This is a genomic window from Mucilaginibacter sp. 22184, from assembly GCF_052045695.1.
In the GTDB taxonomy this organism is placed as follows: Bacteria; Bacteroidota; Bacteroidia; order Sphingobacteriales; family Sphingobacteriaceae; genus Mucilaginibacter.
On record NZ_JBQEPI010000007.1, the window covers coordinates 210,042 to 226,540 of the forward strand.

Sequence of the window (16,499 nt, forward strand, 5' to 3'; positions counted from 1 at the left end):
CAAACGTTTGCGTAAACGAGAGATGTTTAATGTAACATTCCTAAAAGCTCTAAGCAATGTGGAATTTTTGTGGTAGATAAATAGTTTTACCACCGGTAAATTGAGTTAAATAAAATTACCTACGGCCGCATTTTTAATTAGACTTATAAATTGAGCTTGAAATCATCACACAAACGTTTGTGTATGAATTTCATAGTATGATAATTTGTTAAGTTTTTCGATAATATATATTGTCTTTACTATCTATCCTTGTTTGAATGGATAGGAGTGTTTCTTTACTTTACCGTAAAATTGTTAAGCATTGCGTAGATATTGTCAAGCCAGATAGGCGAGTGATCCGGAACTTTGTTTAAACAAAAGACACAGATCATGAAAAAGACCATATTGATTACCGGCGTATCCTCTGGCATTGGCCGCGATGCCGCCAAACTATTTCAACAAAAAGGCTGGAACGTTATTGCCACCATGCGTTCGCCCGAAAAAGAGCAGGAACTTAACAGACTAAACAACGTGTTGGTTACACGCCTCGATGTACAGGACAAGACATCTATTAATAATACTATTGCAGAAGGTATCGCCCGTTTCGGCCGCATAGATACCCTTCTCAATAATGCAGGTTACGCGTTGATTGGTGTTTTCGAATCAGCTACTGACGAACAGATCCGCAAGCAATTTGATGTGAATTTTTTTGGACTGATAGACGTGACCCGGGCTATATTACCGCACATGCGTTCGCAGGGCAGCGGCACCATTATTAATATCTCGTCGATGGGTGGGCTGATAACATTTCCTTTTGGGGGCTTATATCATAGCACTAAATTCGCTGTGGAAGGGCTTTCCGAATCACTTGCGCATGAGCTGCATTCTTTAGGCATCGCTGTTAAGCTTGTTGAACCTGGCAGTATTGCCACCAATTTTCGTGGTGCGGTTGATATGATCAAAAATGATATTGCAGCTTATGATCCCATATTTGCCGGATTCTTTAATCATTATGCAGAAGCTGCCGCTCATTTGCGCAAAGCCACATCCGAAGAAGTTGCTCAAACCATTTATGAAGCAGCCACCGATGATACCGGTTGCTTGCGTTATGTAGTTGGTGCGGATGCTCACTTCTTTATCGATACCAAGTATCAAAATAGCGACCCCGACTATATGCGACAGATGCGCAGATATTTCATTAAATGATGTGTTAAACGGTCAATTCGTAACTTAATAACTAAATTTATCATATGCCACCCTATGTCGATATTGAATCCATCAGTGAATTGCACGAGTTTTATGGTGTAGGCAAACCAAAACACCCTTTAATTACGGTGATTGATGTAGGCAGCAACCAGGTAAATCGCCCAAAGGAACTGCTTACTTATCGGTTAAGTTTTTACACCATTTTTTGTAAGAAGTTCACCGGTACATTGAAGTATGGCCGTTCTTATTACGATTTCAGGGAAGGATCTTTAATGTTCACAGCACCGGGGCAAGTTGTAACTGCAAGTCCTGATATGAACATAGAGGAAGGCTGGGGACTTTTTTTTCATCCGGACCTGGTTAATACAGGTGTATTGGGCCGCAAGATGATCGATTATACCTTTTTTCAATATGAGGCCAACGAAGCGTTACATGTGTCTGAGGATGAAAAGGATGTCCTGACCACCTGTATCCAAAATATCCGTAAAGAGTACCTACAGAATATTGATAAGCATACTACTGGTTTGATCCAGGCTAATATAGAACTGCTGCTCAACTATTGCAGCCGTTTTTATGACCGCCAGTTTTATACCCGCGAAAAAGTGAATACCGATGTAGTGCAGCAGTTTGAAAAACTGATTAAAGATTATTTTGCAGGGGAAACGCCAATGAATTCTGGTTTACCCAATGTAGGTTATTTTGCTTCGCGAATGAATTTATCGCCCAATTACCTATCCGATCTGCTGCACCGCTTTACCGGTAAAACCACACAGGAACATATCCATCTGGAAATGGTGGAAAAAGCCAAGTCTCTATTGTGGAGCACGCAAAAATCAGTCAGTGAAATTGCTTATACATTGGGGTTTGAACATCCCTCACACTTCACCAGGTTATTCAAAAGCAAAACAGGTTACGCTCCAAGTGATTACCGACATTTGAATTGAACATCAATACCGGTAAGCAAGTAAACCCAGTTGACGCATCCCTGCCTGTAAAAAGCGAAAAGTGTTAATCTTTGAACACATTTCGCTTTTCTTATATAGCATTGTAACAGAAATATTATTTCTGCTTATTTCTGAGGTAGTATAATGCTTTAAAATATGAAAGCATATCTTCTATCATAACTTACAATAGTGAATTATTGCCATTTTAATTTTTTTGTTCACTAAATATTGATTTTAAGGCTGGTTTTTTAAGGGAATTTCATTAAAAATGAAAAAAGTGAATAAAAAGAACTGGGAATAATAATATTAAATGTATTTATATTTACTTTAGTATTAAACCCTAACCTTTTTAAATTATGAAGATTACTCAAAGCATCCCCCCTACAATTTAAGATAAGTCCATTTATGTACCAGCGTCATGCTTTGTTAAGTATGGCATTGGTGTAGTATGTTCTTTTTTTAAAGAATGTAAAACCTTTTACAATAAATAAACCAAAACCAACCAATCACTAATCACTTAAAATTATGGACAATCCATTTCTTGGTACCATTTCATTATTTGCCGGCAATTTTGCACCACGCGGCTGGGCGCTTTGTAACGGCCAGCTTTTACCTATTGCAAGGTACAGCGCGCTTTTCGCTATTCTGGGCACCACTTATGGTGGCGATGGCATAAACACTTTTGCCTTACCCGATCTGCGCGGGCGTTCGCCTATGCATTGGGGAAACGGTCCTGGTTTAACCCCCAGAAATCTGGGTGAACTGGGTGGCGAAGAAAGCGTTACATTAATAAATACGCAAATACCGATACACACTCATTCACTTAATGCAAGCACCAACACTGGTAATCAGCCTTCGCCAACAAGCGGGGTGCTGGCTGTATCATCAGACCCCGACGTTGGTGGTGCGCCATTAAATTTCACGGCAGCATCGGGTATCAATACAATTATGGCTCCTAATGCTATCGGCCCAACCGGCGGAAGCCAGCCACATGATAATATGGAACCATACCTGGCAGTAACTTTTATTATCGCGCTGGAGGGGATATTTCCGTCGCGCAACTAACAACTAAAAAATATACAGTTCAGTAAACTGATGAAAATAGGTATTGTATCCAATTCAGCAACACTGTATATGCCCCTGCTTTCGGCCTTATCCACTTATAAGGCGAAAGCAGGGCTTATGCTTTACGTAGGTAGTTCCACAGCGCCTGAGAACAACGCGCCCGAAACTATCAGGTATTGCAATGCTGTTGGCATTGAGCTTACTTTTGAGCACGATAAGACCAACCTTTATGCCTGGTTGCAACAACAGGATATTGTTTTTTTTTCGGGCTATAGCAATATTGTTAAAACACAATACCTGGAACAAGTACCCTATGGGGCTTATAACATTCATTTTGGCGCATTACCACAATTTCGTGGGCCATCGCCGGTTTTCTGGCAGTTGCGGAATGGTGGTCAGGAAATTGGACTGGCCATTCATGTGCTTGCAGATCAGTTAGATAGCGGCCCTGTTATTTGGCGACAAAATATACCCAATCAACCACATTATAACTACGACAACATTCACCAATTGTTTGGCCAGTTACAGATACAAGGCGTACTGGCCGTACTGAATGGAATTAACAGCGGCAACAAATTACCGCTTATTGAACAGGATGAGAACCTTGCGGCATATTACCCGCGACCTGAGCTGAAAGATGTTTTTATTAACTGGCAAGAGATGGATGCAGCAGAGGTTATGGATATCATAAAAGCCTGTACCCCCTGGAATATAGGTGCTATTTCACTTATTAACGGGCAGGAGCTGAAAATACTGGACGCGTCCGTTGGCTTAGCCAATCACTATTCTTATCCATCGGGTACTATCATAGTTAATAAACGCACGTTCGCGGTGATGTGCAAAGGCGAGCGGTTATTGAATATTAACTTTTTTAAAATGGGCAATAATTATGTGCCGGCCAGGTTTGCCGGTGCTTACGGTTTAAAAAGCGGACAAAGCTTCGTAAACAACATACCGAATTTAGCCCCAACAGCAGCAGAAACAAACTAATAGCTACAATAAAATTATTAAAGGCAGGTAACAATAAATACCGGCCTATCATTACCAACCTTATTCAAATGAAAAAACATCTACTCGTTTTTTGTATTGCCCTTTTAAGTATCATAACCGGCTTCCGGGTTTCGGCTCAAACATTCGACTGGTCATGTTTCCCTACCTCAGGTGTTATACTGGCCGATAACAATGTCATCGCCAATCTTAACCTCACCAATGCCAATTGCAGTGTGGCCAACGGCTGGGTATTACAGTGCCAGGGAACCGGCGAACAGCGCATATTGACCTCGGCCCTGGGCGGTAACCCCTTCATCCGCATGCAAAAGGTAGGCACGGATGCAACATTTAACTTTGCGCGGATACTAACGGCTTCCGGCTCCTTATTTACCTTGCGGAGTATATCGGTTACGCCAACATCTGTAGGTGCCGCAGCCGGTGGTAATCAGGTAATTACCCTTCACGCCTACAAAGGTGGGCGCGAATTGGGATCAACATCAACAGCAGCCCTCGGCGCAGTGGCGCTGGTGAATATACCGGAATCGCAATTAGGAGCCTTTGTTAATATCGATGAAGTAAGATTTACCTCTGATAAACCTGCAGCCTTTGGTGTTGGTATTGATGATGTGGTTATCTCTACTGGCGCAGTACTACCAACAGTAACCACGGGCGACCCGGCTGCGGTTACTTCCAATTCGGCTACATTATCAGGCAATGTAACTGCCGATGGCGGCGCTACAGTGAACGAAAAAGGGGTAGTTTATGCTACCACGGCCAACCCCACTATTGCTAATACTAAAATAACCAATGGCACAGGTACCGGTGCTATTTCTGTAAACGCGCCTGGTCTGGCTGGTAGTACTACATACCATGTGAGGGCTTATGCTACCAATAGTATTGGTACTGCTTATGGCGCCGATAAAACCTTTATTACGCTTGCTGTTAATACAGCCCCGGTAGCGGTGGCTGATAATTATAGCTTTAGCACAGGGGTAGCCTTAACCATTCCTGCTCCGGGCGTTTTAGGTAACGATACGGATGCCGACGGCGATGCCCTGACGGCCATATTGGTAACCGGCCCGGCCAATGGTTCACTGGTATTAAATGCTAACGGTGGTTTTACCTACAACACAGCCAGTACGGCTAATGATCAGTTTACCTACAAAGTTAATGACGGTAAGGTTGATGGCAACACGGTTACGGTAACACTGACGCATGTTAACGCCGCCCCGGTAGCGGTGGCTGATAATTATAGCTTTAGTACCGGCGTGGCCTTGACTATTCCTACTCCTGGCATTTTAGGCAACGATACGGATGCCGACGGCGATGCCCTGTCGGCTGTATTGGTATCCGGCCCGGCACATGGTTCGCTAATCTTAAGGGCAAACGGCGGTTTTACCTACAATTCAACCGGTACGGCTGATGATCAGTTTACCTATAAGGCTAATGACGGTAAGGTGAGTGGCAACACGGTTTCCGTAACGCTTACACATGCCAATTCTGCTCCTGTGGCCGCGAATGATAATTATGTACTTAATCAAAATGCCAGTTCCAGTAATAATGTACTCAGTAATGATACAGATCCAGATGGCAATCAGCTAACAGCATCGCTGGTAACCGCTCCTATAAATGGTACCGTGGTGTTGAATGCCGACGGCAGCTTTACCTATACGCCAAATGGGGGATATGTTGGTACCGACAGTTTTAAATACCAGGTGTGCGACAACGGAACCCCGTCGCTTTGTGCTACGGCCACCGCAAACTTTACTATCAGCGCGGTTAACCAGGCCCCGGTATTAGTTGCATCAGCAGGCACAACTGTATTTTCAGGTACGGATGTTGCTGTTGATCCGGTAATTACAGTGAGTGATGACGGTGGTACTTTAGCTTCTGGTATAGTATCCATTACCGGTGGCTTGCACTCGACAGAAGACAGGTTGGTGTTTACAGCCAGTGGGGCCACGGGTGATATTACCGGCTCATATAACAATCTCGTCGGTATACTTTCCATGCAATCAGCAAGCGGTACGGCTACTACTGCACAGTGGCAGGCCGCGTTGCGTTCAATAGTTTACAGGAACACGCAGGCATCCCCTACAGCAAACATCAGGACCATCACCTTTTCAGTAAATGATGGTACTTTGAGCAGCAATCCAGTCAGTAAAACTGTAAGTATAGCCCCAGCCGCCATCAATACAACCGGTACATTATCAGCTTTCACCACCACTTACGGCACAGCTTTAGCTTCGGGTTCGTTCAATGTATCGGGTGTAAATCTTAGCGCCGGTATACTGGTTACCGCACCAACCGGTTTTGAGGTGAGTAGTGATAACACCACATTTACACCGACGGTTACCATTGGTGCAGCTGGAAATATTCCTTCAACACCGGTTTACATCAGGTTAGCGGCCAACACCAATGTGGGCACTTACTCGGGTAATGTAATATTGAGCAGCGCTGGTGTATCCAGTGTAAATGTAGCTACGGTGGCCAGCACGGTTAACGCTAAAAAACTGACCATTACCGCCAAAAATATAACCAAAACTTACGGCCAGGCCCTTACCGGCGGTGCCACCGCTACAGAATTTACCACATCCGGTTTGGTAGGCACAGAAACTGTTGGCAATGTTACCCTTGCTTACGGAACAGGTGCTGCCGCCAATGCCGCGGTTAACACCTATACCGGGTCGATAACAGCCAGCGCCGCCAACGGCGGTACATTTAATCCGGCCAACTATGCTATTAACTATATAGCTGGCAATATTGTGGTGAACAAAGCCGCATTAACCATTACTGCCAATAATAAAGGCAAAGCATTTGGAACTGCCCTTACCGGTGGACCGGGCTCTGTTGATTTTACCTCAACCGGGTTGGCTAATGCAGAAACCATAGGCAGTGTAACCATTACTTATGGCGCAGGATCTGCAGCAGGGGCGCCAGTAGGTCTTTACCCGGGTTCCATCGTGCCAAGTGCGGCAACGGGTGGTACTTTTAACGCAGCTAACTATAATATCACCTATACAACCGGTACACTCACCGTAGGGCAGGCAATTTTAACTATAACAGCAGTCAACAAAACCAAGATATACGGTGCAGCTATTCCCACACTTACGGTAAGCTACAGCGGTTTTGTAGGTACTGATGATCCATCCAGCTTAACCACACTGCCCGTTATCAGCGTTGCAGCAACACCAAACTCGCCTGTAGGTACTTATGCCATAACAGCAAGTGGCGCGGTATCATCAAACTATACCATTGTTTATCAGCCAGGCACACTAACGGTAAATCCGGCAACGCTAACCGTAACCGCCAATGATGCCAATAAAATTTACGGCGCTGGTATTCCGCTCCTGAGCGTAAGCTATAGCGGCTTTGTAGGCACAGATAATGCCGCAAGTTTAACTACGGCTCCTACCTTAACAACGCCGGCAGTGACCAATTCGCCGGTAGGTACTTATCCAATAACACCGAGCGGCGCGGCAGCACATAACTATACTTTTACATATAAGCCAGGCACTTTAACGGTGAACAAGGCTGCCCTAACCATTACCGCGAGTAACCAAACCAAAACATACGGACAAACCCTTACCAGCGGCGCAGGTTCTATAGCTTTCACGTCAACCGGACTGGCGGGTACCGAAACCATTGGCAGTGTAACACTCACTTACGGAACTGGTGCAGCAGCAGGGGCCGCGGTAAATACCTATACCGGTGCCATAGTGCCAGGTGCTGCTACAGGTGGTACGTTTAATCCGGCGAATTATACCATCACCTATGTTGCCGGGGATATTACCATAGGCAAAGCGGCTATTACGGTTACTGCCAATACGGGGAATAAAATTTATGGCAACGTTGACCCTACTTTAAGCTATGCCATTACCACAGGCGCATTGGTAGGTACTGATGGATTTACCGGTTCCCTTACCCGTGCACCGGGCGAAAATGCGGGTACTTATGCCATCAGGCAGGGAAGCCTGGCGCTCAATAATAACTATACGCTCACTTTTGTTACCGCTAACTTTATCATTAATAAGGCCGATGTAACCGTTACCGCCAATCCGCAAACCAAAGCTTTCGGCGCTGCAGATCCGTTCCTGAGCTACAGTATTACCAGCGGAAGGCTGGCATTTGCCGATACATTTACCGGCTCGCTTACCCGTGCCCCGGGTGAAAGTGCAGGAACTTACGCTATTCTGCAAGGTAGCCTGGCACTCAGCAGTAATTATAGCCTTACTTACGTAGGCGCTAACCTCACCATTGGCAAAACGGCCATTACCGTAACCGCTGATGTGCAAACCAAAACTTATGGCGATGTTGATCCGGTATTAACCTATAAGATCACCAGTGGCGCATTGGCACCTGGGGATACATTTACCGGCACACTTACCCGGGCACCCGGTGAAAACGCTGGTACTTATGCTATTCAGCAGGGTACTTTGGCGCTCGGCAGCAATTATACGCTGACTTATGCAGGTGCCAACCTCACGGTAAACAAAGCAGCCATCACAGTAACCGCCGATGCACAAAATAAAACTTATGGCGCAGCCGATCCGGCATTAACCTTCAAGATCACGGCCGGAACGTTAAAATTTGCGGATACCTTTACCGGAAGACCTACCCGCGCTGCGGGCGAAAATGCAGGAACCTATGCTATCCAGCAGGGTACCCTTGCGCTTAGCAGCAATTATAACCTCACTTATGCAGGCGCTAACCTAACCATAGGTAAACAGGCTATCACCGTAATCGCTGATGCACAAAATAAAGCTTTTGGTGCAGCCGATCCGGCGTTGACTTACAAAGTTACCAGCGGAGCACTAAAATTTGCGGATACCTTTACCGGTGCGCTGACCCGTTTGGCAGGTGAAAACGCAGGTACTTATGCTATTCAACAAGGTACCCTGGCGCTCAACAGTAATTATACGCTGACTTACGTTGGCGCTAATCTAACCATTGGTAAAGTGGCAATCACCGTAACGGCTGATGCACAAACAAAAGTTTACGGGACAGTTGATCCCGTACTGACCTATAAGATCACGAGCGGTACATTGGTAGGTACTGATAAATTTACCGGTGTGTTGACACGTGCACCCGGTGAAAATGCTGGAGCCTACGCTATTCAGCAAGGTACCCTGGCACTTAGCAGCAATTATACGCTAACTTATGTAGGAGCCAACCTGGCGATCGGCAAAGCGGCTATCGCCGTCACCGTCGATGCACAAAATAAAATTTACGGTGAAACTGACCCTGCACTGACTTATAAAATTACCAGCGGGGCATTGGTCGGAACAGATAATTTTACAGGTACGTTAACCCGCGCCGCCGGTGAAAACGTGGGCATTTACGCTATTCAACAAGGTACATTAGCGCTTGGCAGCAACTACACGCTCAGCTACGTGGGCGCTGATTTAACCATAAGCAAAGCTGCTATTACCGTTACTGCTGATGCGCAAAACAAGGTTTATGGAGCTATCGATCCGGCACTGACCTACAAGATCACCAGCGGAGCGTTAAAATTTGCGGATACCTTTACCGGCTCATTGACCCGTGCCACAGGCGAAAATGTAGGCTCTTACGCCATTCAACAAGGAACGCTGGCACTTAGCAGCAACTATACGCTGACCTATGCGGGTGCTAACCTCACTATAGGCAAGGCTGCTATCACTGTAACGGCCAATGCACAAAACAAAGTTTATGGTGCAGCTGATCCGGCCCTGACTTATGCAGTGACTACCGGAGCCCTGGTAGGTACGGACAAATTTACCGGTGCGCTCACCCGTGTGGCAGGAGAAAATGTGGGTACTTATGCCATTCAGCAAGGTACTTTGGCGCTTAACAATAATTATACGCTTACTTATGTAAGTGCCAATCTTACTATTGGCAAAGCAGCCATCACCGTAACAGCCAATGCGCAAAATAAGGTTTATGGTGCGGCCGATCCGAACTTGACTTATGCAGTGACGACAGGAGCCCTGGTAGGTACAGATAAATTTACCGGTACGCTTACCCGTGATGCGGGTGAAAACGCAGGTGTCTATGCTATTAAACAAGGCACTTTAACGCTTAACAATAACTATACGCTCACTTATGTAGGCGCTAATTTAACCATTGGTAAAGCCGCCATCACCGTAACGGCCAATGCGCAAACCAAAACTTATGGTACGGCTGATCCGGCACTGACTTATAATATCACAACCGGTGCATTAGTAGGTACAGATAAATTTACTGGTGGGCTGACTCGTGTTGCTGGTGAAAATGTTGGCGCTTATGCTATTCAGCAAGGAACTTTGGCACTCAGTAGCAATTATTCACTAACCTATGTTGGTGCAAACCTTACTATCGGCAAAGCATCGGTCTCTGTAACTGCGGATGCGCAAACCAAAGTTTATGGTGCGGCAGATCCGGTGCTGACGTATAAGATCACGACCGGAGGGTTAATAGGTACGGATAAATTTACCGGAGCTTTAACGCGTGCAGTCGGCGAAAATGTGGGTACTTACGCTATTCAGCAGGGAACTCTGGCTCTTAACGGCAACTATACGTTGACATATGTTAGTGCTAACCTAACCATCGGTAAAGCAGCTATTACAGTAACTGCTGATGCCCAAAACAAAATTTATGGTACAGCTGATCCTCTGCTCACCTACAAGATCACGACCGGTGTTTTGGTTGGCAAGGATAACTTTACAGGCACATTAACCCGCGCAGCAGGCGAAAACGCAGGCATATATATTATTCAACAAGGTACGCTGGCGCTCAGCAGCAATTATACCCTTACTTATGTAGGCGCTAACCTTACCATTAGCAAAGAGGCGATCACCGTAACTGCTGATGCCCAAACCAAAACTTATGGTGCGGCCGATCCGGTGTTGACTTACAAGATCACCACCGGTGGATTAGTGGGGGCTGATAAATTTACCGGTGCGCTTACCCGTACTGCCGGTGAAAACGTGGGAGTTTATGCTATTCAGCAAGGCAGTCTGGCTCTTAGCAATAATTACACACTCACTTATATTGGTGCTAACCTTAGTATCGGCAAAGCAGCTATTACAGTTACTGCTGACGCACAAACTAAAGTTTATGGCGCAGCTGATCCGGCACTTACCTACAAGGTCACTAATGGTACATTGGTAGGTACAGATAAATTTAGCGGTGCACTTACCCGTGCAGTCGGTGAAAAGGTGGGCATATACGCTATCCAACAAGGTACACTGGCACTCGATGCCAATTATACGCTGACGTACGTTGGTGCTAATCTGACTATTGGCAAAGCGGCTATCACAGTTACCGCCAATGCACAAACGAAGGTTTACGGTGCTATTGATCCGGCACTAACTTATACCATCACTAATGGAGCATTAGTAGGCACCGATAAATTTACTGGTGCACTTACCCGTGTGGCCGGAGAAAAGGTAGGTACTTACGCTATTCAGCAAGGCAGTCTGGCGCTCAACGGTAATTATACACTCACTTATGTTGGAGCTAACCTCAATATTACGCTAAGAACGCTCACTATTACCGCTAATAATGCCAGCAAAATTTACGGCTCGGCTAACCCTGCACTGAACATCAGCTATAGTGGATTTGTGAATGGTGAAAATAATAGTAACTTAACTACACAGCCAATTGTGACCACAACCGCAACACCATTGTCCGCAGCTGGAACTTATCCTATATCGGTAAGCGGGGCCGCCAGCACCAATTATCAAATTGTTTACGTATCCGGAACATTAACCGTTAATAAAGCTACGCTAACGATTACGGTTGAAAATAAAAGCCGTTTATATGGAGTCGCCAATCCAGCGTTCACTGCGGTTTACAGCGGTTTTGTAAATGGTGATGATCAGACGGCATTGACCAAGTTACCAGTGTTGGCTACAGTGGCTAATTCTAATTCATTGCCAGGTTCATATCCTATTACGGCAAGCGGTGCGATATCAGCTAATTATTCATTTAATTATGTACCGGGCAAATTAACGGTTATACCACTTAGCAATGCTAAGCTGATTAACCTGGTTCCAACATCCGGTACCTTAACACCTTCATTTAATTCGGACAATTTTAGCTATAACGCTCAGGTCGATAATGAGATACAGGGAGTACGTCTCACACTCACTTTTGACCCAACGGCTACGGCGACCATTAACGGATCATCGGCACCAAATGACAGGCAGTCATTCTTCATTCCGCTTAATGTAGGTAATAATACCATTAGTATCCTGGTAACCGCTCAGGATCATATCACTAAAAATACCTACACACTGGTTATTTACAGGGGTGAAGATCAAAGGAATATTGTTGCCAGTAATATACTTACCCCTAATGGCGATGGTAAGAATGATACCTGGGTGATAGCTGATATCCAGCTTTTCCCTAATAACACGGTTACTGTTTTTGATAAGGCGGGACGTACAGTTTACACCAAGCATGGTTACACTAATGATTGGAACGGCACTTATGGCGGCGCTCCGCTTACAGAGGGAACGTACTATTACATTGTTGACCTGGGGCCGCAAAAACGTCAGTTTAAAGGATTTATCACCATTATCCACGACAGGTAAAATAACCAGAATCAGATAAACAGGAAAAACCGCAGATCAAAAGAAATTATAAATAAAATGAAAAACCTTCAACAACATCATAATATAAAATTCAAAAAGGCTTTGCTGTTAATGGCGCTGCTTACATGCTTCTCTATGTACAGCAGGGCACAGTTAAATCCTTTTCAATCCATGTATTTCCAGAACAGGTATTTGATCAATCCTGCTATGGCCGGTCTGGATCGGGGGTTGAATATTAATTTAGGCTATCGCCAGCAATGGAACACATTTCCGGGTTCACCAAAATCACAAACACTTACCGCCGATTACCAGGCTACAGATAGGGTTGGATTGGGGTTGAATATTACAGACGATCAGTCGGGTTTGCTTAGGCAAACCCGCGCCATGGGCACCTACGCCTATCACCTGCCGCTTAGCGACAGGAATCAGAAATTGAATTTTGGTCTTTCATTGGGCGTTAACGATGGCCGTATTGACATGAACAAGATTGTAGGCGATGAAACAGATGAACAGATAGCCCGGTACAACCAGGCTAAACCTTACGTAGATGGAGATTTTGGTATAGCATACACCAGCGATAATTTATTTTTAGAAGGGGCTATCCCCAATTTAAAAGCTGCCTTTTTCAAAAACTCTATCGAACGTATCGATGTGGACCGTGTGGAATTTTTTGCCGCCGCCAGTTATAAAATATACGTAAGCAGCGGTTACACCGATTTGTTGATTGAACCACTTACCGCATATCGGAAAATTAAAGGTGCAAAGGATATTGTTGATGCCGGTTTTAATTTTACCATGAGCAACTACTTTGTATCGTTGCAGGCCATATATCATAGCAATCAAAGCACTGGGCTTGGTTTGGTGTTTGACCAAAAGGCCTTTGCTTTTAACTTTACTTATAATCTGGAAACCGGAAAGCTTGCTGGGTATACCACCGGTGCCCTTGAACTTGGCTTAAGGCTAAAGCTGTTCCGCAGGGATAAATAAAGGTTTGCCGATAGTTGTTATCCGGGAGGGAAAGTTAGCGAATAATCTATCCTTTTATAGATCTTTAAAGATCCACTCTCTAGGATTTTTGGATATTGTAGGGGACTGTGTGAGTCGGGAAAAGTTAATGGACTTTGAATCAGTCGATCTGATCCAGTTTAATCCCACACATATACCAATGCCGTAAAATCTGGAGTTGTGGGTATTGAGCAAATGGTGCTTCTTTTAAGTTTTACCTTAAATGGCTCGTTGCCTCGGGCAGGCCTTATGTGTTGGTTATGCTATCAATCAAGAATAATCAGAGCAAGATTCCGACCAATGAAGTGATGCCCGACCTGCTTAAACCGGTTGGTACAACTTGCTCCGCAGTGATGCTATACAACAAGAGCCGTAGTTAACCCAGCCGGCAGTACAAAGTTTTATACACGAGTGGTCAAAAAAAGGTATATAATTAATAATCTATAAATTCTATAGATATAGTATATTATTAAATTAATAATTATATTTGCTAGCATAATTAATAATATATCATGTTACTACAATTGCCTGCTTTGCTGCCATATCAATCACCCCATGTACAATCAGCCCCTATTAAAATTCTTGGTGCTTGTTGTAACTCCTGCTTTTATTTTCTTTAATCGGTTTACTGATGTAAGGATTTAAATACTGCATGCCTGTGCTATTTACAGATAGCTTTAAGGCGGGGTGGCCGAGTGGTTTAGGCGGAGGTCTGCAAAACCTTTTACGACGGTTCGAATCCGTCCCCACGCCTCAAAAACAATGAAACAATGAAAAAAAATCTATTACTGTTGCTGCTGTTAATATGTGGCAATATGGCCTTTGCCCAGGAAAAGCCGCTAACCATAGAGAACTATTACAAACTGAAGTGGGGACATGCTGATGAGTTTATCACGCTTTGGCAAAAGAATCATTATCCGCTACTTAAAAAGCTACAGGAAAAAGGAGATATATTGAGTATTAAAGCCGAAGTGCCGATCATACATAGCGGAGAGGACACCCGCTGGGATTTTAAAGTGATACTTACTTTTAAAACGGAGCATCTGGCATTAGACTACAGTATTGTCGATCCCTACAAAAAACAACTTTTCCCTGATCAGGATAGTTATATAAAAGCTGAACAGCGACGTTTTGAACTGGTCGTCGCCCATTGGGATGTCCCTGTAGAAACGCTTCCTTTAAATTGATTATAAAGTGAAAAAGATTAATTTTTTTTGTGATTTATAGTTAAAGTGTCGCTTATTCGTCAGATCAATAGTGAATTATGTAATAAATAAGTGCAGACGATCTTAAATACGTTTGCCCTTCATAACTCCTTTATAGTTGTAAACCATCGATCCTGATTATGAATATTATAAATCAGCACGGGATTATCCTGACTTCGTATGGTGGTTATATAATATTCAATGATACATTCCTGGCCATATTTTAAGAATGGCCGTTAGTCATGATAAAGACAGCTTTACCTGGTAAATTAATAGTATCAATAATTTACCGGGTAAAGCTGCCTGTTTTTTATATTTGATAGAACCTAAATGTATATTAAGATGAAAAATCTTATTCTCTTCTTGGCTATTATTGCTTTCAGCATCAACTGCTTTGCACAAGATACCGCTAAACCTGTTTATGACGCCGCGCTTGCCAAAAAACTGGGTGCCGATCAGTACGGAATGAAAAAATATGTACTTGCCTTTTTAAAGGAAGGTCCAACCCAGCTCAAAGATTCAGCGGCACGCGTGCAATTGCAAATGGCCCATTTAAAAAACATTGGTCGTTTGGCAGCAGAGGGAAAACTGGTAGTGGCAGGCCCATTTCTGGATAATCAGCCTATCCGCGGGATATTTATTTTCAATGTAGAAACGCTTGAGGAAGCCAAAAAACTAACCGAAACCGATCCCGCTATAAAAGCAGGTAGCCTGGTGATGGAATTACATCCATTTTACTGTTCTGCAGCCTTGCTGGAGGTTGTTAATATTCATAACAAGCTGCAAAGCAAAAGCATCACCAATTGATGATGGAGGATGTTGATGAGGTTATTGGGTTTTTGAAAGAAAAGGCCGATGCGGCCTATTTGGTTGGTATGCAGCGTTATGGCATTGATAATACAAAAGCTATAGGCATTCGTCTTCCTGAACTGCGCAAGCTGGCCAAAGCCATTAAAAAAGATCATCAACTTGCTCTTGACCTTTGGGCTACAGGTTTGCACGAGGCGCGCCTGCTGGCATCGTTAATTGATGACCCCGCCCAGGTTACCCAAGAGCAGATAGACAACTGGACAAAAGATTTTTATTCATGGGACCTATGTGATCAGGTATGCGGCAACCTGTTTGACCGTACCCCTTTTGCCATGAGCAAGGCACTTGAGTTTAGCACTAACGAAGCGGAATTTATAAAACGCGCTGGTTTTGTGCTTATGGCTGAATATGCAGTGCATGATAAAAAATCTGTTAATGAGGTATTTATAGCACTAATGCCGGTTATTGAGCGAGAGGCTTGGGATAACCGAAATTTTGTGAAAAAAGCGGTGAATTGGGCTCTTAGGCAGATCGGGAAGAGGAATGATGTGTTAAGAATGATAGCTATACAAACAGCTCGAAATATTTCAAAGCAAGAACACAAAGCAGCCAAATGGATTGCCTCTAATGCGCTGGCAGAACTAACACCCCGATAACTATAATTTATTATTGACGCAAAAACGGATAAAAAACAGGACATTCTTCTAAAAAATATCACATTTGCGTCTCAATTTTTC

9 protein-coding genes and 1 tRNA gene are annotated in these 16,499 nt (G+C 44.2%); all 10 read left to right on the plus strand.

Features of this window, described 5'->3' with window-relative positions; genetic code table 11:
- The first annotated feature begins 369 nt into the window (after positions 1-369).
- The 10 genes from ACTJKG_RS16895 (at position 370) to ACTJKG_RS16940 (ending at position 16,418) form a co-directional block, all read left to right on the plus strand.
- Positions 370-1,185, plus strand: coding sequence for an SDR family oxidoreductase (locus tag ACTJKG_RS16895; protein WP_440739877.1), 816 nt, complete (start codon positions 370-372; stop codon positions 1,183-1,185).
- 44 nt (positions 1,186-1,229) lie between these two features.
- A complete protein-coding gene (locus tag ACTJKG_RS16900) occupies positions 1,230-2,129 on the plus strand; it encodes a helix-turn-helix domain-containing protein (RefSeq protein WP_440739878.1) in 900 nt (299 codons plus the stop codon).
- Positions 2,130-2,654: 525 nt separating this feature from the next.
- On the plus strand, positions 2,655-3,194 hold the full coding sequence (locus tag ACTJKG_RS16905) for a phage tail protein (protein WP_172336987.1): 540 nt from the start codon (positions 2,655-2,657) through the stop codon (positions 3,192-3,194).
- 30 nt (positions 3,195-3,224) lie between these two features.
- A complete protein-coding gene (locus tag ACTJKG_RS16910; protein ID WP_440739879.1) occupies positions 3,225-4,184 on the plus strand; it encodes a methionyl-tRNA formyltransferase in 960 nt (319 codons plus the stop codon).
- Between the two features lie 68 nt (positions 4,185-4,252).
- Positions 4,253-12,742, plus strand: a complete 8,490-nt coding sequence (locus ACTJKG_RS16915; RefSeq protein ID WP_440739880.1) for an MBG domain-containing protein — start codon at positions 4,253-4,255, stop codon at positions 12,740-12,742.
- Between the two features lie 57 nt (positions 12,743-12,799).
- On the plus strand, positions 12,800-13,729 hold the full coding sequence (locus ACTJKG_RS16920; protein ID WP_440739881.1) for a PorP/SprF family type IX secretion system membrane protein: 930 nt from the start codon (positions 12,800-12,802) through the stop codon (positions 13,727-13,729).
- A gap of 699 nt (positions 13,730-14,428) precedes the next feature.
- Positions 14,429-14,501 (plus strand) — tRNA-Cys (locus ACTJKG_RS16925).
- A gap of 16 nt (positions 14,502-14,517) precedes the next feature.
- On the plus strand, positions 14,518-14,934 hold the full coding sequence (locus ACTJKG_RS16930; RefSeq protein ID WP_172336991.1) for a hypothetical protein: 417 nt from the start codon (positions 14,518-14,520) through the stop codon (positions 14,932-14,934).
- Between the two features lie 360 nt (positions 14,935-15,294).
- On the plus strand, positions 15,295-15,759 hold the full coding sequence (locus ACTJKG_RS16935) for a YciI family protein (protein ID WP_440739882.1): 465 nt from the start codon (positions 15,295-15,297) through the stop codon (positions 15,757-15,759).
- The gene (locus ACTJKG_RS16940; RefSeq protein ID WP_440739883.1) at positions 15,759-16,418 is read left to right on the plus strand and encodes a DNA alkylation repair protein; all 660 of its coding nucleotides are present in this window, start codon (positions 15,759-15,761) and stop codon (positions 16,416-16,418) included. Before ACTJKG_RS16935 ends, ACTJKG_RS16940 begins: the two co-directional genes overlap by 1 nt.
- Positions 16,419-16,499: the final 81 nt, after the last annotated feature.